At 52.1% G+C, this 22,690-nt stretch carries 19 protein-coding genes; 3 read left to right on the top strand and 16 right to left on the bottom strand.

The window, feature by feature from the left end:
- The 11 genes from fcl to OGY67_RS02360 form a co-directional block, all read right to left on the bottom strand.
- On the bottom strand, nt 1-966 hold the full coding sequence (gene fcl, locus OGY67_RS02410; protein WP_057067829.1) for a GDP-L-fucose synthase: 966 nt from the start codon (nt 964-966) through the stop codon (nt 1-3).
- Between the two features lie 2 nt (nt 967-968).
- Nucleotides 969-2,090 carry a GDP-mannose 4,6-dehydratase gene (gene gmd / locus OGY67_RS02405; protein WP_048235024.1) on the bottom strand — a complete coding sequence of 374 codons (1,122 nt, stop codon included), beginning with the start codon at nt 2,088-2,090 and terminating at the stop codon, nt 969-971.
- 24 nt (nt 2,091-2,114) lie between these two features.
- On the bottom strand, nt 2,115-2,669 hold the full coding sequence (wcaF, locus tag OGY67_RS02400; RefSeq protein WP_048235022.1) for a colanic acid biosynthesis acetyltransferase WcaF: 555 nt from the start codon (nt 2,667-2,669) through the stop codon (nt 2,115-2,117).
- A 9-nt stretch (nt 2,670-2,678) separates the two neighbouring features.
- The gene (gene wcaE, locus OGY67_RS02395) at nt 2,679-3,425 is read right to left on the bottom strand and encodes a colanic acid biosynthesis glycosyltransferase WcaE (RefSeq protein ID WP_286573347.1); all 747 of its coding nucleotides are present in this window, start codon (nt 3,423-3,425) and stop codon (nt 2,679-2,681) included.
- A 5-nt stretch (nt 3,426-3,430) separates the two neighbouring features.
- Nucleotides 3,431-4,648, bottom strand: a complete 1,218-nt coding sequence (wcaD, locus tag OGY67_RS02390; protein ID WP_286573345.1) for a colanic acid polymerase WcaD — start codon at nt 4,646-4,648, stop codon at nt 3,431-3,433.
- Nucleotides 4,623-5,840: a colanic acid biosynthesis glycosyltransferase WcaC gene (wcaC, locus tag OGY67_RS02385; RefSeq protein ID WP_195994797.1), complete on the bottom strand. Its 1,218-nt coding sequence runs from the start codon at nt 5,838-5,840 to the stop codon at nt 4,623-4,625. Before wcaC ends, wcaD begins: the two co-directional genes overlap by 26 nt.
- The gene (gene wcaB / locus OGY67_RS02380; protein ID WP_032943932.1) at nt 5,837-6,325 is read right to left on the bottom strand and encodes a colanic acid biosynthesis acetyltransferase WcaB; all 489 of its coding nucleotides are present in this window, start codon (nt 6,323-6,325) and stop codon (nt 5,837-5,839) included. Before wcaB ends, wcaC begins: the two co-directional genes overlap by 4 nt.
- 2 nt (nt 6,326-6,327) lie before the next feature.
- Entirely contained in the window at nt 6,328-7,170 is an 843-nt protein-coding gene (wcaA, locus tag OGY67_RS02375) for a colanic acid biosynthesis glycosyltransferase WcaA (RefSeq protein ID WP_008785202.1), read from the bottom strand.
- 72 nt (nt 7,171-7,242) lie between these two features.
- Nucleotides 7,243-9,405: a tyrosine-protein kinase Wzc gene (gene wzc, locus OGY67_RS02370; RefSeq protein ID WP_286573341.1), complete on the bottom strand. Its 2,163-nt coding sequence runs from the start codon at nt 9,403-9,405 to the stop codon at nt 7,243-7,245.
- Nucleotides 9,402-9,851: a low molecular weight protein-tyrosine-phosphatase Wzb gene (wzb, locus tag OGY67_RS02365; protein ID WP_032949610.1), complete on the bottom strand. Its 450-nt coding sequence runs from the start codon at nt 9,849-9,851 to the stop codon at nt 9,402-9,404. Before wzb ends, wzc begins: the two co-directional genes overlap by 4 nt.
- A gap of 5 nt (nt 9,852-9,856) precedes the next feature.
- Nucleotides 9,857-10,996 carry a polysaccharide export protein gene (locus OGY67_RS02360; protein WP_003834266.1) on the bottom strand — a complete coding sequence of 380 codons (1,140 nt, stop codon included), beginning with the start codon at nt 10,994-10,996 and terminating at the stop codon, nt 9,857-9,859.
- 655 nt (nt 10,997-11,651) lie between these two features.
- On the opposite strand from OGY67_RS02360, the gene OGY67_RS02355 reads away from it, so the two are divergent.
- Entirely contained in the window at nt 11,652-13,235 is a 1,584-nt protein-coding gene (locus tag OGY67_RS02355) for a TerC family protein (RefSeq protein ID WP_032943936.1), read from the top strand.
- Nucleotides 13,236-13,279: 44 nt separating this feature from the next.
- Here the strand turns inward: OGY67_RS02355 and asmA are convergent, their stop codons facing one another.
- The 3 genes from asmA to udk form a co-directional block, all read right to left on the bottom strand.
- A complete protein-coding gene (asmA, locus tag OGY67_RS02350; RefSeq protein WP_286573338.1) occupies nt 13,280-15,133 on the bottom strand; it encodes an outer membrane assembly protein AsmA in 1,854 nt (617 codons plus the stop codon).
- Between the two features lie 26 nt (nt 15,134-15,159).
- On the bottom strand, nt 15,160-15,741 hold the full coding sequence (gene dcd / locus OGY67_RS02345) for a dCTP deaminase (protein ID WP_003834269.1): 582 nt from the start codon (nt 15,739-15,741) through the stop codon (nt 15,160-15,162).
- A gap of 91 nt (nt 15,742-15,832) precedes the next feature.
- Nucleotides 15,833-16,474: a uridine kinase gene (gene udk / locus OGY67_RS02340; protein ID WP_006683902.1), complete on the bottom strand. Its 642-nt coding sequence runs from the start codon at nt 16,472-16,474 to the stop codon at nt 15,833-15,835.
- Between the two features lie 315 nt (nt 16,475-16,789).
- Between udk and OGY67_RS02335 the strand changes: the two genes are divergently transcribed.
- Nucleotides 16,790-20,119 (top strand): diguanylate cyclase, encoded by a 3,330-nt coding sequence (locus OGY67_RS02335; RefSeq protein ID WP_286573336.1) that lies wholly within the window; start codon nt 16,790-16,792, stop codon nt 20,117-20,119.
- On the opposite strand, the gene alkA is transcribed toward OGY67_RS02335, so the two are convergent.
- Nucleotides 20,087-20,956 (bottom strand): DNA-3-methyladenine glycosylase 2, encoded by an 870-nt coding sequence (gene alkA, locus OGY67_RS02330; RefSeq protein ID WP_286573334.1) that lies wholly within the window; start codon nt 20,954-20,956, stop codon nt 20,087-20,089. The genes OGY67_RS02335 and alkA overlap by 33 nt on opposite strands.
- Nucleotides 20,957-21,092: 136 nt before the next feature.
- Between alkA and yegD the strand changes: the two genes are divergently transcribed.
- The gene (gene yegD / locus OGY67_RS02325) at nt 21,093-22,445 is read left to right on the top strand and encodes a molecular chaperone (protein WP_032943940.1); all 1,353 of its coding nucleotides are present in this window, start codon (nt 21,093-21,095) and stop codon (nt 22,443-22,445) included.
- Nucleotides 22,446-22,544: 99 nt separating this feature from the next.
- On the opposite strand, the gene OGY67_RS02320 is transcribed toward yegD, so the two are convergent.
- Nucleotides 22,545-22,604 (bottom strand): type I toxin-antitoxin system Ibs family toxin, encoded by a 60-nt coding sequence (locus tag OGY67_RS02320; RefSeq protein ID WP_106672390.1) that lies wholly within the window; start codon nt 22,602-22,604, stop codon nt 22,545-22,547.
- Nucleotides 22,605-22,690: the final 86 nt, after the last annotated feature.

Genomic DNA, 22,690 nt, shown 5'->3' with positions numbered 1-22,690 from the left:
TTACCCCCGGTAACGCTGCTGGTTTTCAAGGAACCACTGATATGTACTGGCAAGCCCCGCTTCCAGAGATATCTCGTGATACCAGCCCAACTGATGCAGACGCGTAACGTCAAGCAATTTGCGCGGCGTGCCGTCCGGTTTGCTGGCGTCAAACACCACGCGCCCCTTGTAACCCACGACCTGCGCGATAGTCTGGGCCAGTTCACGGATGGTGCAGTCCACACCGGTGCCCACGTTGATATGCGACAGCATTGGTTGGGTATATTCCTGCAACACTTCCTGAGCCAGCTCCATCACGTGGATACTGGCCGCCGCCATATCGTCGACATGCAGAAATTCACGCATTGGCGTCCCGCTTCCCCACACCACCACATCCGGCGTATTTTGCTCGCGAGCCTCATGAAAGCGGCGCAGCAGCGCCGGGATCACATGCGAATTACTCGGATGAAAGTTGTCATGAGGTCCGTACAGATTGGTCGGCATCACCGAGCGATAATCACGGCCATACTGTCGGTTATACGATTCGCACAGCTTGATACCGGCAATTTTGGCAATCGCATACGGCTCATTGGTCGGCTCCAGTTGCCCCTGCAAGAGTTCACTTTCGGCGATTGGCTGGGTAGCTTGCTTGGGATAAATACAGGATGACCCGAGGAACAACAGTTTATTCACGTTATGCAGATGCGCCGCATGAATAATGTTGCTCTCAATCATCATATTTTCATAAATAAAATCAGCAGGATAAGTATTGTTCGCCACAATCCCTCCCACTTTTGCCGCCGCCAGATAAACCTGGTCAATACTTTCAGCGGCAAAGAACGCCTGCACCGCACCGGCGTCCAGCAGATTAAGCTGGTCGCGAGTACGCAGCACCAGTTCTACGTTATCTCGCTGCGCCAGTTGTCTGACGATGGCGGCCCCCACCATCCCGCGATGGCCCGCCACAAAAATACGTTGTGTCTTCATCCTCAGTACTCCAGCGCGATGGCGACCTCGTAACCGTGCGACTTGAGCAGGGAATGTTTCTTCGCCGCATCAAGATCGTTGGCAACCATTTCCGAGATCATCTGGCGCAGTGTGATTTCCGGTTTCCAGCCCAGTTTTTCATGTGCTTTGGCCGGGTCGCCCAGCAGCGTTTCCACCTCAGCCGGACGGAAGTAGCGCGGGTCAACGGCAATCATGACATCCCCGGGTTTCACCCCCGGCGCATCGTGTCCGGTCACAGAAACCACGATGCCTTTCTCATTTACACCCTCGCCTTCAAAGCGCAATTTAATCCCCAACTGAGCGGCCGCCATTTCCACGAACTGGCGCACGGAATACTGCACGCCGGTGGCAATCACGAAATCTTCCGGCTTATCCTGCTGCAGCATCATCCACTGCATCCTGACGTAATCTTTGGCATGTCCCCAGTCGCGCAGTGAATCCATGTTGCCCAGGTACAGGCAAGACTCCAGCCCCTGAGCGATGTTGGCGATCGCCCGGGTAATTTTGCGAGTGACAAAGGTTTCGCCGCGGCGCGGAGATTCGTGGTTGAACAGAATGCCGTTACAGGCATACATCCCGTAAGACTCGCGGTAGTTGACGGTGATCCAGTAGGCGTACAGCTTGGCAACGGCATACGGTGAACGCGGATAGAACGGCGTGCTCTCTTTCTGTGGGATTTCCTGTACCAGACCGTACAGCTCAGAGGTGGACGCCTGATAAAAACGGGTCTTTTTCTCCAGACCAAGGAAGCGGATAGCCTCCAGCAAACGCAAGGTGCCGATCGCATCAACGTCTGCGGTGTATTCCGGTGAATCAAACGACACCGCGACATGGCTCATGGCGCCCAGGTTATAGACCTCATCCGGTTGGACCTCTTTTAAAATACGGGTCAGGTTGGATGAATCCGTCAAATCGCCATAGTGCAGATGAAATTTGGGATTGCCTGAATGCGGATCCTGGTAGATGTGGTCCACACGTTCGGTGTTGAATGATGAAGCGCGACGCTTAATACCGTGTACTTCGTACCCTTTTTCCAGCAGGAGTTCTGCCAGGTAAGAACCATCCTGCCCGGTTACGCCAGTAATGAGAGCGACTTTTGACATGTTATAACCTCTTCAGTGATCCCCTCAGGGAGTAACTTTCTCGACGCGTTCGCGCGTGACTACTGCGGGATTTCCCCGACAAATGACATTTGCTGGCAGCGATTTAAATACGCTGCTTCGTGCTCCAACGACGGTGCCATCGCCAATCGTCACGCCAGGCGCGACAAAGACATCTGTCGCCAACCAGCATTTAGCGCCAACCACAATCGGCGTGGCGTTAATATCAAAATGTTGACTGGCATAATCATGACTCCCGGTGCATAAATAACTTTTTTGCGAAATAACCGCATGGGCGCCAATCGTAATATCACCTAACGTATATAAAACCGCGTCGTCACCCACCCAGGCATAATCTCCCAGGGTTAATTTCCACGGATAAGTAATTTTTACTGAAGGCCGAATGACTACGTTTTTTCCTATTTTTGCGCCAAACATTCGTAATAAAAATGCACGCCAGCGATACATAACCTGCGGTGACCAGCGAAATAATGTTGCTTGTACCGCCCACCATAATTGCACTTTAATAGCACCACCGCCGCGAAAACCTCCAGGCACTTTAAATCCGCTTAAGTCCTGCATAATATGCCCTTACGTTTTTCCATATAAGGTTTTTGTTTTACCGGTTGTGCGCAGACGTAAATATTCTGACAAACCGGTCCAAAAACCTGGCATGTGTAATATCTGGCGCTGTACTTTTTTGGCATCCCGACACAATTCCAGATTATTCGTCGTTGACACTCCGCCCATGGAAAACTCCGACACCAACCCGCTCAGCTTTTTAAAAGCGTAACCGGACTTGTATAATTGGGCTGCCAACGCGTAATCAGACGATATTTTATATTGCAAATCATAATGCCAGACATTCAGCCCTGAGAGCGGAAAGAATATCGCCTGATGACTGGCGGGCAGGCTGTGATAAATATACCAACCCGGTTTTGCCCGGCGCTTAATTTTGTTGCCATTGCCGAAATCCAGCAACGCATCGCCAATGACCATGGTTTGGTCGCTCTGCATTTTTAGCTGGCGGATAAAATGTGCCGCATCCGCATGCAGAATATCCCCGGAGTTGAGGAACAGTGCAAACCGTCCGCGCGCCATCGCGATGCCTTTGTTCATCGCATCATAGATGCCGTTATCCGGCTCGCTGACAAACCGTAACCGGTATTCCCCACAGAGCCCTTCAAGAAACGCCGACGAACCATCCGAGGAGCCGCCATCAACAACAATCCACTCAAAACTGATATCACCCGCTTGCGCCAGATGTGCCAGCGATGCGTGAGTTTTGACGATCCCTTCCAGATTGCGAAAGGCGACGGTAATGATACTGAGCAGCATGTGAGTTACCTCGCGATATTCAGCGCCTTGCGCAATATAAACGGACACACAATTAAAAATGCGTATTCCGGACTAAATACTGAACCTGTAAAAAACAGTGACAACGGTGTAAAAAGATAAAGCTGCACCCGATAATTCTGATTATCGCCAAACGCATTGATCATCATTTTCATGACCTTCCCCATGTACCACAGGGCTAATATCACCGCGAACCATGAAAAATAAATAATCAGCAGATACAAACCATTGTCTATTGTTTTACCGACATCTGCACCGTTAAAAATTCCGAATGACGCAACGTATTCATAAAGTGAGCCAAATCTCACTACGCCATCAACGTTCAGTAATGAATAACCGACCATCACTAATGGCCCTACGATACGATAATACGATGACGAACCTTCAGTTCCTAAATCACCAAGCCGCGTTTCGATGTACGGAAAAGCAAATATCACACCAACTAAAAACACGCTTAATGAGATTATCGCCAGCGGTAGCTTCTTTTTTATCGCATCCTTATTCAGGTACTGAAACGCCCACTCCAGGAGGTAAAACAAAATAAACGTCATTACCCCTGAAAACGATCCTGATAATATTATCCCTGCCAGAATCATAGCATCGGACTTAGGTGTTTTGATACCAAACTGTTTGATGCTGAGCCAAATTGAGATTAACGCCAGAGCGAAGAATGCCGGTTCGAAATAGAGCGCAGTGGTACGTTTCCCACCAAATTTAATAAAGTTCAGAACATAGCTGTTACTGTAAATAAGATATTTCGAAATAACTTCCATTAAACTGCTGCCGCCGCTGAGAATTATCTGCGCCATTTCAACCGCAGCTAACCCCACCACCAGTCCCACAACCAGCCAGAAAAACCGCAAGATCTTAGCGTAGTTATGCGGTGAAATGGTTTTGAAGCGAATACTCCACACCATGCCAATGATCACCACGGTATAAACAAACAGCATCGCTGACGTTACGTACTTACTGGCATCCAGTGATTGACCGAACAGGTAGTTAAACGCCGTCAGCCCGCCCCCTACCCCCAGCGCGATCATTAATTTTTTGATATTGATGCGCTCGACAAACAGCAACAGCAGAACGGGTAAGAAGGTGACGATAGTTATCGGGAAGCTCTCGCCAAGCTGGGCGAGTTTGACGTTAACCAGCAGATAAAGCAGCGGTAGCACCAGATAGCTACAGATTCTGATAGAACGAGACATATTCCTCCAGCATCTGTTGCCCACTGTATGCCACCCGACTGCGTTGACTGAACGCGGTAAGGGACGTGTCAAATACCGCCTGCGCAATGTCTGATTTTTTCAGCTGCACCAGCTGCAATACGTCCGCTTCGCTGAACGTTTTGCCGCCTGATTTGGCCAGCACTTCCTGCGCGGCATCGCTGTGCGTGGCAATTACCGGTACGCCGATGGAAAGCGCTTCACACAAAATCAGCGGGTAGTTATCGACACGGGAGCTGAACACCAGTCCATCCATCTGGTTAAGCGCACTCATCAACGTGCGCTTATCGCTCTCAAAACCGTGGTTGATGACGTTATCTCCCGCAAATGGCGAAAACTTGCCGAAGGTATGCAGCTCAATTTTGTCCCCAAGCGCGCTAATCGCTCGCACCAGTTGTTGACTGGTTTTGCCGTCATAGCGCAGGTCATGAGCCACCACGGCAATTTTCGGCCGACCGCTCTCCGCAGGCATCGCGGGTAGTTCGGCAAGAATGGCTTCGGTTGCCACATCAATGCCATTATTGATAACGCGGCAGCATCCCACGCCATACAGGCTGTTGAATGCGTCGGCCACATGTTGACTGGGCGAGATAAACTGGCAGCCCAGCGCCAGCATGGCACGGAACATCTGCCGCTTACCGGGCAACTGCTGATGGGCTTTATCGACTTTTACCGGCGGATAGTTGCTGAGCGTTGGGCATTTCTGACAGCCCGTTCTCCAGCCTTCGCAGCCATCGGTAAAGGCACAGCGCCCGGTCACGCTCCAGTGATCGTGCAGGGTCCAGACGAAGGTGATATCCGGTTTATGCGCCTTCACTTTTTGGCAAAAGGTCACCACCTCTTCCAGGTTCAACCAGTAGCTGTGCAACACATGAAAATGCAGTACCAGCGGGCCGCAGGTGCGGGTAACCGTGCGATATAGCTTGTCGAGATTGCCGAACATGTCGCGATTTGCAAAACGAAACAGCGCAATGTTAGCCGCCGACGTCAGGCGCGGCGTATATTTGATAACCTGTGGGTATTTCGCATGACTGGCGCTTTTTTTACCGCCTTTGCCATAGCCATAGACAAACCGTGACGACAGCCCTTTTTCCAGCGCGCGAAGATGCAAATCTAACGCCACGCCTGCCGCACCACCTTCTGCGAGTCGCACATTAAACTGTAATATCTTCATTTTATTACCTTCACCCGTGCCTTCTCGCCCACGACCAGCGTATTGTCCGGGACGCTATCCACCACGACGCTCCCGGCGCCAATCGTCACGTTATCTCCAATAGCAACGTCGCCGAGCAGAGTGACATTGGCCCCCAACTCAACGCCGTTACCGATGACCGGACAGGATGGGTCGTTGGCACCAAGATTGCCGATGGTGACGCCGTGGCGTAGGGTAAAATCATCCCCCGCCACCACGTGTTTATTGATAACCACCCCATAGCCATGATGGATGGTGAAACGACGACCGATTGATGCAGCAGCCTGAATTTCATAGCCAAACAGGCATTCGGTGATAAGGCGGTACATCACCAGCACCGGGGCAGCCCACAGGTTGTTTATGATGTTTTTTTTACGCCAGACGGAGCAAAAATGGGCAATCCGATAGGCCGCCACCATGCAGCAGGGGCGCAGACTCCAGCCGTTCGCGCGTAAATCTTCCAGCATACTTAGCGTCCTCGCAGTCCGTCGGCCAGACGCTTACTGTTGCGAACAGAAAGCAGCGTCAGCAGCGTGCGCCAGTTCATCCGTTTGTTGCGGATCTGATAGAGGGTAAACAGCTGATATTTCTTGCTGGCCCGGTCAAATTTGCCTTTGTGCTTGCGGTAAAACTGAAAGTAGCCGGAGAATTTATTCGGCGATGAGGTAATACGCATCTCGCCGTGATTCACATGCAGGATCTGCGTCGCCTCTTTGACCTTCCACGGTTTGCCATACGCCACCACCATGCGCAGGAAGATGTCGTAATCCTGCGCCGCTTTCAGCGTGGTATCGAACAGGCATGCTTTAAACCGCCATGCCCAGGTAAATACCTGATTACCAATGATGTTGCGCTTATAAAACCTGCGGCGTGAATAAACGGACTTCGGATAGAGCGGCAGACTGGTCGGCTGCGAATACACTTCGCCCTCACAGACATAGTCATTGGCATACAGAAACGCCCGTGTGACCAGTTGATGCCGATACTGCAGGAACACGCTCAGGCGGTTCGGCGTCCATTCATCATCATCATCAATCCCCGTAATGTATTGCCCGTTGGCCAGCATAATGGCCTGATTACGCACCGCACAGGCCCCGGAGTTGGTGGAATTATGCGTATACGACACGCGCGGATCGTTGAGTTCCTCAACAAACTGCTGCAACTGCTCATATGAGGAAGAGCAATCATCCACAATGATCATCTCCCAGTGAGGGTAGTCCTGGCGCAACACCGATTTAATCGCCCGAATGGCCAGCTGCTGGCGGTTCCAGGTTGGCATATAAATTGAAATTAGCGGGTTTTCTGTCGTCATTTTCGTTTCCGGATAGATACGCTTTTGTAGGCCGGATAAGGCGTTTTCGCCGCATCCGGCAGGGTTGGTGATTTATTTCGCATCCGACGTATATTCGTATTCGTAGTAGCCGTAATCCTGATACCCGCTGGCACGGCGGAAGATCGAGTTGAGGATCACCCCTTTCACCTGAATGCCGTTTTGCTCGAAGCGACTCAGGCTGGTTTCCACCTCTTTCAGCGTGTTGACCGCATAACGCGCCACCATCAACGTGGTGCCGACGTGACGCCCCACGATGGCCGCATCGGTCACTGCCAGAATTGGTGGAGTGTCAATCAGCACCAGGTCATAGTGCGAGCTGGCCCAGGCAATCAGTTCGCCGAAACGCTCGCTCATCAACAGCTCGGAAGGATTGGGAGGGATTTGACCGCGAGGGATCAGATCAAAATGCGGAATCGATGTCGGTTTGGCGCTGGATGAGATATCCCCCTTGCCAATCAGGATCTCAGACAGGCCGTTGACGTTATTGGTCCCCAGCAGTTCGTGGGTATAGCCTTTGCGCATATCGCAGTCGATCAACAGCACGCGTTTGTTGGTCTGGCTGATGACTGCCGCCAGATTGGCGCAGACAAACGTTTTGCCAATCGACGGGCTGACGCCGGTCAGCATCAATACGTTGTTACGCGCCTGCATCATGGCAAAGTGCAGGCTGGTACGCAGGCTACGGACCGCTTCTATGGCGAGATCGGTTGGATTACCCACGGCCAACAGCTGGCTTTGCTTGTAGCGTTTCACACCTTTAATGGTCTGAACGTTATCACGTGCTTTTTGCCATTCGGACAGCGGAATACTGGCATACACGCTGATACCATGCTCTTCCAGCGCCTGCGGGCTTTCAATCCCGCGATTAAACAGAGAACGCAGCAGTACGCCCACCACCGAAAGCATTAAACCGAGAATGATACTGCCGAGAATAATCAGCGCCGTTTTCGGCTTCAGCACGCCAGGCTGGGCAATCGCGGGATCGACAATGCGCACATCGCCAACCGTACTGGCCTCGGTAATCTTCAGTTCCTGTTGCTTGTTCAGCAACTGCATATAGACCTGCTGACCGGACTCCACATCACGCGTCAGACGAACAATTTCCTGCTGCGTTTTCGGCATCGCCGTTACGCGCCCGTTCAGCTTACTTTTCTCATCTTCCAGCGCCTGGCGTTTTTCCAGCAGCGTGCGGTACGCCGGATGCGCTTTGGTGAACAGCTTGGAAATCTCCGCTTCTTTGAAGGTCAGTTCATTCAGTTGCGCATCGATATTCACCATCGAATCCAGCACCGCTTTGGCTTCCAGCGGCAAATCCACGGAGTCTTTATCCTGACGAAAGGCGTTCAGCTTGTTTTCAGCAACGTCAAGCCGGTTACGTACCTCAGGCAGTTGCTTTGCCAGAAACGCCAGACTTTTGGCAGCCTCTTCGGATTTACGTTCCACGTTTTGTTGCAGATAGTTGCGGGTAATACTGTCGAGGATCTGGCGGATTTGCTCGCGGTCTTCGCCGGTAAACGTCAGGCTCAATACGCCGGTGTCTTTGCCCGTTTCCGTCACCATCAGGTTATTTTGCAGGGTGTTTATCATGCCCAGCGTGGAGAATTTGCTGACGGTAAATTGGCTCTCCGGGCTGGCATGAATCGCCTCAACCAGCATCGTCACGCCATCATGTTCCAACACCTTGCCGACTTGCCCCCGGGCGCTAAAACCCCCGTCACTCACCAGTTGATAGCTTTTGTCATTCAGCACATTGAGCGTGAAGGTCTGTTCATTCATTGCCTTTGGCAACGTGAAGGTGGTCACATTAACCGTTTCGTTCTGGCGGCCCATCAGCCGGTCCCAGCCCGCGCCAAAAATAGGGAATGTATCTTTGGTAACGGCGATATCGAGGTTAAGATCGTCTACCGTTTTCCCTAATACCAGACGCGACTGGATGAGCTGAATTTCCGCTTCCGAGGCCGGAGGTTTGTTCGACAACGCCGAGCCAATATCCTGCACCAGTGAATTTCCGGTATTTTGCTCAATTTGCACCAGCGCGTCCGCACTGTAGATGGGTGTGGCGAACAGCGTGTAGACCGCGGCGCACAATGCAAAAGCCGCGGTAATGCCAAGTACCCACCAGCGGGCTTCCACCACCGTTGCGACCAGACGACCAATATCGATTTCATCATTGCCGGTTACCGGCGCAGCAGACTGTTTAACTTTTTCTGTCATTGTTTTCCCTGCTCTGCGTTCAGTGCCTGAGCCCATTGGCGGGCAGACCGTTCAAGTAATGCGTACACCGCGTCAAACGCATCACGGCTTTTACGATACGGATCGGGAATTTCGCGCTCGCTGTCCCAGTGCCCAAAAAGCATCACTTTGCCACGCATCTCCGGTACCATTTCACACAGGGCAGAGATATGGCGCTTCTCCATGGTCAGGATCAGGTCATACTCCCGGCACATTCGTCCCGAGATCTGCCGGGCACAATGATTATCCAGTGACAGGTTGTGCGCCTGTGCCACGCTAATAGCACACGGATCCGCGCCTTTCCCCACCAGCGCCCCAAGACCGGCTGAAGAGACCGTTAACGCCGGATGAAATTGCCTTAATAAGCGCTCTGCCGTCGGGGAACGACAAATGTTCCCCACACAGACAACTAAGATTTTGTTAAACATGATGATTACCAGTTGTGAAGGTCGCTGGCCGTGTCCGTCATATAGCGAACACCGCTAATAGTCGGCAGCAACTGATTGATCAAACGGTTCCAGCGAGCAACCGGCGCGGTAGTGACGTACACTACATCGTATGGCTGGAGTCGGAATGATGTTGCCATCACCAGCGACGTCGCATCGGACATATCAAGCTGATAGATATTGGCGATCTTGCCGTTGTTCCCGCCCTCGCCTTTCAATGGTCGAATAACGAAAATGCCGCTGGCATTGGAGGTAGTCAGGTCAATACCTTCGGCATTGCCCAGCGCTTCGGTAAGCGTCATGCCGCTGAAGTCCATTTTGAGGGTGCTCTGTTTTTTCACTTCTCCCATTACGAAGACTTTCAGATCGTCATTACGCGGAACAAACAGAATGTCGCCAGGATAGAGCAGACGGTTCTGGCTCAGGTCGCCATTTTGCATCAGCGCTTGCAGTGAAATACGTTGCTCCTGCCCTTTATGAGTCAGTACAACGTTGCGCCAGTCTGCTGCCTCGGTGAGGCCGCCAGCGGCGTTAATTGCATCGAGAACGGTAAGCGGCACGTTGGTGATGGCCTGCTGGCCGGATTTGTTCACCTGCCCGGAGACATAGGCCTTCTGCGAGCGGAAAGCGGCGATATTAACGTCCACCTGCGGGTCAGCAATGTACTTCGCTAAGCGCCCGGTAATATCACTACGAATCTCTGCCAACGTTTTTCCCACCACGCTGACTTTGCCGATGTAGGGGTAAAACATGGTGCCATCAGGCTGAACCCAGTTGCCGGTATCGCTTGAGCTACGGTACTGCCCAGCCGGCGTGGTGAGTTCAGGATGGTCCCAGACGGTCACATTCAGGACATCCCCCGGGCCGACCCGGTACTGATATCCGGAAATCTCCTGGTCCAGCGACATATTAGGCTGGGCAACATTTGGTCGAGGACGTAATTGTTCGACCAGCCGTGGCGTGAGTGGATAAACATTCACCATGCGATCGATATCAAAATCAGCGTCCTGCTGTTTAATCACATCTTTGCCCATCGTAGACATATTGCTGCCCGGAAGCACGGTACAACCGTTTATCAAGATCACCGATACCAATACTGGCATCAATTTAAGTTTGGATTTCATCATTGATTATTTATCACTTTGGCAGAGTATTTATCACATGCAATCTAAATAGCGACTTCGCCTGTACGTATTTACCTTGCCGTTAATTGAAATGGAATTTAACTGGCATCAGTCCTAAAAAAAATGAATTCATCTGCGGTCTCTTGACAGAATAATTTAGGCTTGTTTCAGGCGACCAGACACGCTACCGCCCCTGGCTTCACTAGCTACCAATGCACTGATTAATTTAAATTTTTATCTTCTCCTTTATTTTCATCACATTTACAGCGTTAACGCATCGGGAATGGCGCCACTGATTGATGAGGAAATATTTATCTTTTGATTATTACCGCAAGAATTGTTGCAGCTATGCGAATATCAGGCAAGATAACAAACCGCCGATACCTGGCTTTTAAGATTAATATTAAGCGTCGGATTTATATATTTTTAGGATTTTATTGATATTGACAATATTGATATAAAAATATTCCACCTGCGATATTTCCTAAATATATTTAGATTAATAAAATCATTTCCTGTAGTTACATTAAGGCTATTATCCTGCATCAGTTCTGATATAACCGACAGAGAAATCCCTTCTCGCCATTGCATTTTTCGCCAGTTTTACCCATGATCGAATTGTGACAATTGTCATACAACTATGGGTATAGCATTTACTATGGAATGGATTGCCGATCCGTCAATCTGGGCCGGACTGGTCACGTTAATCGTGATCGAACTTGTTCTTGGCATTGATAATCTTGTTTTTATTGCCATCCTCGCGGAGAAACTACCTCCTGCCCAGCGGGATAAGGCGCGTATTACCGGGCTACTGCTGGCGATGGTTATGCGCCTGCTGCTGCTGGCATCAATATCCTGGCTGGTAACGCTGACCACGCCGCTGTTCAGCATTCGCGATCTCAGCTTCAGCGCCCGCGATCTGATCATGCTGTTCGGGGGTTTCTTCCTGCTGTTTAAAGCCACTATGGAGCTCAACGAACGGCTGGAAGGGAAAGACAGCGATAACCCCACCCAGCGTAAAGGCGCTAAGTTCTGGGGTGTGGTCGCGCAAATCGTGGTGCTGGACGCCATCTTCTCTCTGGATTCCGTCATTACCGCTGTTGGCATGGTCGATCACCTGGCGGTGATGATGGCGGCAGTCATTATTGCCATCAGCCTGATGTTGCTGGCCAGCAAGTCGCTGACGCGCTTTGTTAACAGCCATCCAACTATTGTTATTCTGTGTCTGAGCTTCCTGCTGATGATTGGTTTCAGTCTGGTGGCCGAAGGGTTTGGTTTCCATATCCCGAAAGGTTACCTGTACGCGGCCATCGGCTTCTCGGTCATGATCGAAGCATTGAACCAGTTGGCTATCTTTAACCGTCGTCGCTTCCTCTCAGCCAACCATACTCTGCGCCAGCGCACCGCCGAGGCGGTAATGCGGCTGCTGAGCGGGCAAAAAGAAGATGCCGAACTGGATGCCGAAACCGCGGCGATGCTGGCGGATCATCATGAAGGTCAGATTTTTGCGCCTCAGGAGCGGCGGATGATTGAACGTGTGCTGAACTTCAATCAGCGTACGGTCAGCAGTATCATGACCTCGCGCCACGATATTGAACATATCGACCTCAATGCGCCCGAAGCAGAAATCCGCGCCTTACTGGAAAAAAACCAGCATACGCGTCTGGTGGTCACTGGCGAAGACGAGCAGGAGGAACTGCTGGGCGTGGTGCATGTCATCGATTTGCTGCAACAGTCTCTGCGCGGCGAACCGCTCGACCTGCGCGTCTTGATTCGCCAGCCGCTGGTGTTCCCGGAGACCTTGCCGCTGCTTCCGGCGCTTGAGCAGTTCCGTAATGCCCGGACGCACTTCGCGTTTGTAGCCGATGAATTTGGTTCCGTCGAAGGGATTGTAACGCTGAGTGATGTGATGGAAACCATCGCCGGCAATCTGCCAAACGAGGTAGAGGAAATCGACGCCCGCCATGATATTCAGAAAAACGCCGATGGTTCGTGGACCGCTAACGGACATATGCCGCTGGAAGACCTGGTGCAGTACGTGCCTATCCCGTTAGACGATAAGCGTGAGTATCACACCATTGCCGGGCTGTTAATGGAGTATTTGCAGCGTATCCCAAAAACCGGGGAGGAAGTTCAGGTTGGCGACTACCGACTGAAAACCCTGCAGGTGGAAAATCATCGCGTGCAAAAGGTCCAGCTGATACCGCTACACAGTGAAGAAGAGATGGATTACGAGGTGTAAGTCACGAGCCGGATGGGGCATTAGCCACCATCCGGCAATATGAATCAGAGCTTATCCAGCAACTTTTTAACATCTTTGCCGTTGCGGGAATCTTTATTGCGATCTGCCCAGTCATTCAGACGACGTTTTGCTTCATCCTGCAGATGCTTACGCAAAAGCTGATCAACTTGCAGACTGTAGTTCAGTGATTGCCACTGGCCATAGACCCTGAGAGGAACCGGGGTGGCCTTCAGGAAACTAATCAACTTACTTTCGCCATCCCAACCGCCCAGCACGCGAATGTTAAACAGCGTGTCGCAATTCTGCTTCACCAGATCTAACGTTCCTTTGCCGGTTAGCGCCAACATCGCGGACTCGCCTGCCATGTTATCCAGCGTCACCTCTCCGTTATCCAGTGTCATATCGGTTACAAAATGATCCAACCGGGTCACGTTATCGAGGTTTTGCTGAGATTTAACATCCCCACCGCTGCGTTCTACAGCCTGTTGAATCATCTGCTGGAAGTTCATCCCTTCCATTCGCGTATCGTTCATTTCGACATGGGCCTGCCCTTGCCAGCTATGGCGAAACGCCTGGGCATCAATATCTGAGCCGGAAAAATCTCCCGCCAGCGACAGCTTGCCGGTGAGTGCGATGGGGTAATCAAAGGCCTTCAGAATCGTGCCAATTTCCACACCTTCCAGGCGCGGATGAAAGACCGCTCGCGGTTCTCCCTTTCTGGCATCCAGCGCGCCGGGCAGTGAGATCAGCCCGCCATCACTTTTTCCCTGCAACTGCGCAATGTTCAGTAAGCCGAACCGGTTGTCTATTTTTGCCGAAACATTCTCAAACGCCATTTTCCGCCACAGCACTTTGTCAGCCTGCAAAGCGATGTCTGCCGAAAAACCCTTGAGTCCCTGATACGAAACGGCATCAACCTGGGAAGCAATGACGGGGCGCGCCAGCGTTGACTGACTCTGACCTTGCTGAACGTCACCTTTTGCTGTCGCCGCTGCGTCATGCTGTACGAGCAGGTTATCCAGATTGAGCTGACCAAATTTTAAGTCGACGGCCCATTCCGGTTTTTCCAACAAGGATACGTGCGCTTGCCCGGAGAACGAAGAGTCATTAGCGGTCAAATTTATCTGGCTAAACGAAAGCTGTTTTTTCTCTTCCAGCCATTGCGCCTGAAGATGTCCCTGACCGTTGATCCCCTGGGGCGGCAGATCGGCCCCCTGCAATTGCCAGCTTAACTGCTCGATATTCGCAGATAAGTTGTGCGGATAATCGGAGGCATCGACCGTGCCGTTAAAGGATAACGCGAGATCGCGCTGATCGCGGTTCACACGCCCGGAAAAATCAAACGTACCGCGGTGCTGGCTATCTTGTTCCATCTCCAGACGAATATCACGAACGGTAACTTGTTCGTCGTCTTCATGCTGGAATACCAGAACACTGTCGGCAACCCGCAAACGGGCGATATCAAACGACCACCCTTTGTCTTCCGCCAGATCGGGCAACATATTGTCTTTTGGGGCAACGGGCGCATCTTTACCGCGCACCGCCTCAGTTTGCGGGGTCAGTTGAATCACTGCGCCTTTGAGCATCACCTGCTTCACGCTGAGCTGGTGGCTCAACAGCGGCCACAACGCGACGTCGAGACGCATATTGTCGGCACGAACCAGAGGCTCGCTGGCACCTTCAGCCGTTAACACCACTCGCCCTGAGAGGATACTCAGTTGCGGCCATACGTGCCAACGCAGGGGGCCATCCAACTGCAGCTGATACCCACTACGTGCGGCAACCTGCTTGACCATATACGCGCGGAAATCATTCGGATTCACCAACAGTACTAACGCAGAAAAGCCGGCCACCAGCACGACCAGAAGAATCATCAGCGTCGTCAGAAATCGTCTCATGCTATCCCCAATGGACTGATAAACAATCAGTCTTTATCGATCCGGCTGGCAACAGCGCCCTGCTGGTCGCGATACTTCGCATCCTGACGACGGTTGTATGGTCGCGCTGCCGGACCGGAAAGCGGTTCGAAACTTAACGCGCCAATCGGCATGCCCGGACGCAGAGCCAGCGGTAATTTTCCGGAGTTGTAAAACTCCAGTACGATACAGCCAGACCAGCCCGGATCGATACGGTGTGCGGTGACGTGTACCATCAGTCCCAGACGCGCCAGAGATGAACGGCCATCTAACCAACCGACGAGATCGGAAGGCAGCGTCACGGATTCGAATGTTACTGCCAGCGCAAGCTCACCCGGATGCAAGAAGAATGCCTCGCCGTCCTTGAGGACGATTTCATCACTCATCACGCGATCCAGCGCGGCGCTGACTTCATCTTTCGGTCCGCTCAAATCGATATACGCCGCCGTATGACCGCGGAACGTACGGAATTTGTTGCCAAGACGCACATCCACCGTGGCGCCATTGATTCGCTCGACAGGAGGGCGTGGAGTGATCGACAGGCGACCTTCATCCAACCAGGCTTCAATATCTCGATCACATAAACGCATGGCACTTTCTCCTTTCGTGCTTCAAACCCTTAATGCCAGGTGCGTTAAGGGTGAACCAGGTTATCACTGAACGGTACACAATTCGCTGAACTTATTCAAAGAACTGACTGATTTTAGCCTTCAGAATATCGATGGCGATGCGGTTTTTACCCCCGCGCGGCACAATGATGTCGGCGTATTGCTTTGAAGGCTCAATAAATTGCAGGAACATTGGACGGACGGTTTTCTGGTATTGCGCCATCACCGAATCCATTGAACGACCACGTTCATTCACATCGCGCTTGATACGGCGCATCAGACAAATATCCAGCGGCGTATCAACAAAAATAGAAAAGTTCATCTCATCGCGCAAACGCGCATCCGTCAGCAGCAAAATGCCTTCCAGGATAATGACTTTCTTCGGTTCGATATGAATAGTGTCTTGCGTACGCGTGTGTTCAACGTAGCTGTATACCGGCAGCTCAATGGCACAGCCGCGTTTCAGCGTTTGCAGATGTTGAAAAAGCAGGCTGTGATCCATCGCGTTCGGATGGTCGTAGTTGGTTTTTACGCGTTCTTCCATCGACAGATGGCTTTGATCTTTGTAATAGCTGTCTTCGGGAATAACGCCAATATGTTCGTCACCGACTTGTTCACGCAATTCGCGATAAAGAGTACTGGCAATAAGGCTCTTGCCGGAAGCCGATGCGCCGGCAATGCCGATAATGACGCACTGATGGGACTGATCAGTCATAAATTTAGCGACCTGATTAACCTGGATGTAAGGAAGGGCGGCGTCGAAACGCCAAACGCGGCAATTATAGGGATTTCAGCGGCGCGATGCCACCCCAGGCTGCACCAATGCTGTCCCTGTCGCAAATTAAAATGGTCAGATTTAGAACAGCCGCTATATTTATTCACCTGCCTTAGGAATTAATAGCTTGGGAGTGTTAATTTATGAGCAGCTGGCGTATAAATTGTAAATTGTTTGTACTAGCATAATCCCAGATTAAATGTGATGCGTCCGGCATCTCTGCTGGGCGACAACGGCTATTTGGGTAGAGTGGTAATGAGTAAACAATCCCAACATGTTTTAGTTACCTTACCCCATCCTCTACTGCGCCTGGCCAGTTTAGGTCTGGTGGCTTTCATCTTTACGTTGTTTTCGCTGGAACTATCACGTTACGGCGCACAGCTTGCCCCTCTGTGGTTTCCAACCTCTATCATGATGGTGGCTTTTTACCGTCACGCGGGAAAGATGTGGTCTGGGATCGCGCTGGCTTGCTCATTCGGTAGCATCGGCGCCTCTTTACTTTTTTTCCCCGGACAGTCGCTTAATTTCTCCTATACGGTCATTAACATTATTGAGGCTGTTGTTGGCGCAATGTTATTGCGTAAACTGCTGCCCTGGTACAATCCCTTACAAAATTTGAATGACTGGGCGCGCCTGGCATTTGGTAGCGCGGTTGTTCCGCCACTGTTGGGCGGCATTTTGATGTGGTTGTTGCTGCCGAAGGACACGTCGTTAAATACCTTTCTCATTTGGGTACTGTCAGAATCCATTGGCGCACTGGCGCTGGTGCCGCTGGGTTTGTTGTTTAAGCCGCATTATTTACTCCGCCACCGCAACCCACGCTTACTGCTTGAGACCCTGATTACCCTGCTGGTGACCTTAACGCTCAGTTGGCTGTCGATGATGTACATTCCGTGGCCATTTACCTGCGTTATTGTCCTGCTGATGTGGAGCGCTGTCCGTCTGCCGCGTATGGAGGCATTTTTAATATTCCTCAGCACCGTAATGATGGTTTCGCTGATGCTGGCCGCCGACCCTTCGCTGCTCTACACCCCTAAATTGACCGTATTGACCAGCATACCGTGGCTACCGTTTTTGATGATCCTGTTGCCCGCCAATATGATGACCATGGTGATGTACGCATTTCGAGCCGAACGCAAGCACATCTCTGAAAGCGAATCGCGGTTTCGCAACGCCATGGAATATTCCGCGATTGGCATGGCGTTAGTCGGTACCGAGGGGCAATGGTTACAGGCCAATAAAGCCTTGTGTCAGTTTCTGGGCTATAGCCAGGAGGAGTTACGCTCACTGACCTTCCAGCAATTAACCTGGCCGGAAGATTTGAACAACGACATTGAACAGTTGAACATGCTGGCACGCGGAGAGATTAATAGCTATTCCATGGAAAAACGCTATTACACCCGTTCGGGCGACGTCGTCTGGGCGTTGCTGGCCGTTTCGTTGGTGCGTCATAGCGACAATACCCCACTCTATTTTATCGCGCAGGTTGAGGACATTAACGACCTGAAGCATACCGAGTGGATTAACAAACGGTTGATGGAGCGCATTACCCTCGCCAATGAAGCCGGGGGGATTGGGATCTGGGAATGGGAACTCCAGCCTGACGTGATCAGCTGGGATAAACGGATGTTCGATCTCTACGAAGTTCCTGCGCATATCAAGCCCAGTTGGCAAGTCTGGTATGAGTGCGTGGTACCCGAAGATCGTGAGTACGCCGAAAATGTGATTCGTGATTCACTGGCCGCACGGGCTCCGTTTAAGCTTGAGTTTCGTATCGCGGTAAAAGATGGCATACGCCATATCCGCTCGTTGGCCAACCGGGTACTGAATAAAGACGGTGAAGTTGAACGCTTACTTGGTATCAATATGGATATGACCGAAGTCAAGCAGCTTAACGAAGCGCTGTTTCAGGAAAAAGAGCGCCTTCACATTACGCTGGATTCAATCGGCGAAGCGGTGATTTGTATTGATGTCGATATGAACGTGACCTTTATGAATCCGGTTGCTGAGAAAATGAGCGGCTGGCAGCAGGACAGTGCCATCGGCATTCCGCTATTGACGGTACTACATATTACTTTTGGCGAGAACGGTCCGCTGATGGAAAATATCTACAGTGCTGACATGTCGCGTACGGCAATCGAACAGGAAGTGGTCCTGCATTGTCGTAACGGCAACAGTTATGACATTCAGTACAGCATCACGCCCCTCAGCACCCTCGACGGCAGCAGCATTGGCTCGGTGTTGGTTATTCAGGACGTCACAGAGTCGCGGAAGATGCTCCGCCAGCTTAGCTACAGCGCCTCGCATGATGACCTGACCCAGTTGGCAAACCGGGTCAGCTTCGAAAACCATCTAAAACAATTGCTGCATTCGGTACACGACACGCACCAGCGCCATGTGTTGGTTTTTATCGATTTGGATCGTTTTAAAGCGGTGAACGACAGCGCGGGTCATGCCGCTGGCGATGCCCTGCTGCGTGAACTCTCAGCGCTTATGCTCAGCATGTTGCGATCCAGCGATATGCTGGCACGCCTGGGCGGCGACGAGTTTGGTCTGTTGCTACCGGATTGTAATATCGAAAGCGCCCGCTTTATCTCAGGTCGCGTCATCAGTGCTATTAATAATTACCACTTTATGTGGGAAGGCCGCTTACACCGTATAGGTGCCAGTGCGGGAATTACGCTGATTGATGAGAAAAACCATGTCGCGACCGATGTGATGTCTCAGGCCGATATCGCCTGCTATGCGGCGAAAAACAGTGGGCGTGGACGTGTCTGCATTTATGAACCGCAGCAAAGCCAGGGTCATGCCGCGCGTAGTCAACTGACATTGGATGAGCAAAGACACACCATTATGAACAACCCAATGCTGATGATCGCCAGAGGTGTGGCTTCCCCGCGTATACCGGAGACGTTTAGCTTCTGGATTATTTCGCTTCGCTTAGGCACCGCTGAGGGTGAAGTCATTGAGGAGCAAGCCTTCCGCGCCGGGCTGGTCGATCCCGCGTTAAGCAAGGCGCTTGACCGTCGGGTATTTAGCGAGTTCTTCCAGAACTCTGCCCAAGCAGTAGCCAGTAAGGGCCTCAGTATTGCCCTGCCCCTTTCCGCCGTCGGCCTGCTCAACACAGAACTTATCGATGAGCTGCTGGAGCACTTGCAACGCAGTCCACTACCGCCGCGATTGCTGCATCTGACCGTTCCGGCAAGCGTCTTCAAAACCAACCCAACGCAGGCTATATCCGCCCTGCATCGACTGCGTCAGTACGGTTGTCGAATTGTATTAAGTCAGGTTGGTCGCGATTTAGAGCTCTTTGACAACCTGAAATATCGCATTGTCGATTACCTGTTGCTCGACAGCGAGCTAAGTGCCAGCGCTCCCGGCAACCTGATCGACGAAATGTGGGTGTCCATTATCCAGGGTCATGCCCAGCGCCTGGACATAAAAACTATCGCCGGTCCGGTGCAGTTGCCACTCATCATGGATACGCTTTCTGGCATCGGTGTTGATATGATTTATGGCGATATTATTGCCGATACCCAACCGCTGGATCTGCTACTGAATACCAGTAATTTCGCCATCAACTGACGGTTGCCAGCCATCCGTATACCAAATATGTAACAGCGCATAGGAGCGCCAGGGTTTCCAGCGCTCTGCATACCGTCGGATCTGGGCCGGTGTCATGCCGGGAAAACGCTGTTTAATCAGATAATCATCCGGCAGAAAAACGTCCTTCGCCTGCCAACCACGTAGCGCGAAATAGTTGGCGGTCCAGCGCCCTATCCCGGGAAACGTTTGTAGCTGCTTAACGCCTTGTTCGATATCGGCAGGGGCTGTTGTCGCGAGCGTTCCTTCAAGGGTTGCATGAGCCAGGTGAATCAACGCTTCAGCGCGTTTGAGCGGCATTCCTAACGCTTTCAGGCGTAGCGGATCGGCATTGGCAAGCGCTTCCGGCGTAGGAAAACACACATACTCGGGCGCATCCTCCAGCGCTTCCCCGTAAGCGTGCGCCACTTTCGCCGTCAGTTTCGCGGCCATCAATACGCTGACTAACTGCCCTAAAATCGCCCGCACCCCTTGCTCAAACGCATCGACACATCCCGGCAGGCGCAGTCCCGGACGCGCCGCACCGAGGCTACCCAGCGCGGCGATAATTTGCTGCGGGCAACAGCCAAGATCGAACAAGCGCGTTATTTTTGCCAGGCACTCGGAAGCTACCGGCTGTAACCCTGTGCTCAACGTCACGTGTAGCACGTTGGCGTCTAGATCCGGGACAACGCGCACCAGACCACGATGCCCCCCTACGGACAGGCTTCTGACATAATCCAGCTCTCCTACGGTTTCGACACCTTCAACCGCACGGGCGGCAAGAAACCCCAGCATCCAGGGCCAGTCATAAGGCGGTTGCCAGCTCAGCGTGAACATTCAGTTTTCCTTTTTACGCAAACCTACAGCATAAACGGTATTCAATCAGTACGCCTTGCTTTCATATTCCAGTTGTCGGGGCGTCAACTATTCGTTAAAGTCACGCCCCTTCTTCACTGGCATGGGGATTTTTACGGTGTTTATTGGTTTTGACTACGGTACGGCAAACTGTTCAGTGGCCGTTATGCGTGACGGGCAGCCCCACCTGCTCAAAATGGAAAATAACAGCACGCTGCTACCCTCAATGCTGTGCGCACCAACGCGCGAAGCGGTTAGCGAGTGGCTGTATCGCCATCACGACATCCCAACTACGGACGATGAAACGCAGGCGCTGCTTCGCCGTGCAATGCGCTACAACCGCGAAGAAGACATCGACGTTAACGCCAACAGCGTGCAGTTCGGTCTGGCATCGCTGGGTCAGTATATTGAAGACCCGGAAGAGGTGTACTTCGTTAAATCGCCAAAATCATTTTTGGGCGCCAGCGGTCTGAAGCCGCAGCAGGTTGCGCTGTTTGAAGATCTGGTCTGTGCAATGATGCTGCACATTCGCAACCAGGCGCAAAGCCAGCTGCCGGAAGCTATCACTCAGGCCGTGATTGGTCGGCCCATCAACTTCCAGGGATTAGGTGGCGATGACGCCAACACCCAGGCGCAGGGTATTCTTGAACGTGCGGCCAAACGCGCCGGTTTTCAGGATGTCGTCTTCCAGTACGAGCCGGTAGCGGCGGGACTGGATTACGAAGCGACGCTGCAGGAAGAAAAACGCGTGTTGGTGGTGGATATTGGCGGGGGTACGACCGACTGTTCACTGCTGCTGATGGGGCCGCAATGGCATCAGCGTGCCGATCGCGAAAACAGCCTGCTGGGACACAGTGGCTGCCGCGTAGGCGGGAACGATCTGGATATCGCGCTGGCGTTTAAACACCTGATGCCACTGCTAGGTATGGGCGGTGAGACAGAAAAAGGTATCGCCTTACCGATTCTCCCGTGGTGGAACGCGGTCGCAATCAACGACGTTCCCGCGCAAAGTGATTTCTATAGCAGCGCCAACGGTCGACTGCTCAACGATCTTGTCCGCGACGCGAGAGAAGCCGATAAAGTCGCTCTGCTGCTTAAAGTCTGGCGCGAGCGTCTGAGCTATCGCCTGGTGCGCAGTGCAGAAGAGAGCAAAATCGCACTCTCCGACCAGACGATTGTAACGGCGGCGATACCGTTTATCAGCGACACGCTGGCAACCGATATCAATCAACACGGACTGGAAGCTGCGCTCAATCAGCCCCTGGCGCGTATTCTCGAGCAGGTCCAGCTGGCGCTGGACAACGCACAGGAAAAACCAGACGTGATTTATCTGACCGGCGGCAGCGCGCGTTCGCCGCTGATTAAAAAAGCCCTCGCCCAGCAGCTTCCCGGGATCCCTATCGCGGGTGGCGATGACTTCGGTTCTGTCACCGCCGGACTGGCCCGCTGGGCTGACGTTGTTTTCCGCTAAGCCGCTCGCATGCTGAAAAGTGTGCGTATTGACATCATCCTTGCTGTGGCTTATTTTCAGGAGTGAGGGTTAGGGAAGGTTTCCCCTCCCCCTGGTGTCTTAGTAAGCCGGTAAGCTAATGACTAAGAGTATCACCAGTATGATGACGTACTTCATCATAACCCTTTCCTTATTTTGGCCCCTTCCTCGGGAGGGGCTTTCCCGTTCCAGCGTCCCGCTGAAATCTCTGGCTTTCCTCCTTTTTG

Origin of the sequence: Citrobacter sp. Cpo015 (assembly GCF_030333035.1) — a bacterium.
GTDB lineage: Bacteria > Pseudomonadota > Gammaproteobacteria > Enterobacterales > Enterobacteriaceae > Citrobacter > Citrobacter portucalensis.
This window is presented reverse-complemented; position numbering and strand designations above follow the sequence as displayed.

Coding starts and splice junctions, on each gene's coding strand:
- fcl (WP_057067829.1), bottom strand. CDS start 966: ATGAAGACACAACGTATTTTTGTGGCGGGCCATCGCGGGATGGTGGGG.
- gmd (WP_048235024.1), bottom strand. CDS start 2,090: ATGTCAAAAGTCGCTCTCATTACTGGCGTAACCGGGCAGGATGGTTCT.
- wcaF (WP_048235022.1), bottom strand. CDS start 2,669: ATGCAGGACTTAAGCGGATTTAAAGTGCCTGGAGGTTTTCGCGGCGGT.
- wcaE (WP_286573347.1), bottom strand. CDS start 3,425: ATGCTGCTCAGTATCATTACCGTCGCCTTTCGCAATCTGGAAGGGATC.
- wcaD (WP_286573345.1), bottom strand. CDS start 4,648: ATGTCTCGTTCTATCAGAATCTGTAGCTATCTGGTGCTACCGCTGCTT.
- wcaC (WP_195994797.1), bottom strand. CDS start 5,840: ATGAAGATATTACAGTTTAATGTGCGACTCGCAGAAGGTGGTGCGGCA.
- wcaB (WP_032943932.1), bottom strand. CDS start 6,325: ATGCTGGAAGATTTACGCGCGAACGGCTGGAGTCTGCGCCCCTGCTGC.
- wcaA (WP_008785202.1), bottom strand. CDS start 7,170: ATGACGACAGAAAACCCGCTAATTTCAATTTATATGCCAACCTGGAAC.
- wzc (WP_286573341.1), bottom strand. CDS start 9,405: ATGACAGAAAAAGTTAAACAGTCTGCTGCGCCGGTAACCGGCAATGAT.
- wzb (WP_032949610.1), bottom strand. CDS start 9,851: ATGTTTAACAAAATCTTAGTTGTCTGTGTGGGGAACATTTGTCGTTCC.
- OGY67_RS02360 (WP_003834266.1), bottom strand. CDS start 10,996: ATGATGAAATCCAAACTTAAATTGATGCCAGTATTGGTATCGGTGATC.
- OGY67_RS02355 (WP_032943936.1), top strand. CDS start 11,652: ATGGAATGGATTGCCGATCCGTCAATCTGGGCCGGACTGGTCACGTTA.
- asmA (WP_286573338.1), bottom strand. CDS start 15,133: ATGAGACGATTTCTGACGACGCTGATGATTCTTCTGGTCGTGCTGGTG.
- dcd (WP_003834269.1), bottom strand. CDS start 15,741: ATGCGTTTATGTGATCGAGATATTGAAGCCTGGTTGGATGAAGGTCGC.
- udk (WP_006683902.1), bottom strand. CDS start 16,474: ATGACTGATCAGTCCCATCAGTGCGTCATTATCGGCATTGCCGGCGCA.
- OGY67_RS02335 (WP_286573336.1), top strand. CDS start 16,790: ATGAGTAAACAATCCCAACATGTTTTAGTTACCTTACCCCATCCTCTA.
- alkA (WP_286573334.1), bottom strand. CDS start 20,956: ATGTTCACGCTGAGCTGGCAACCGCCTTATGACTGGCCCTGGATGCTG.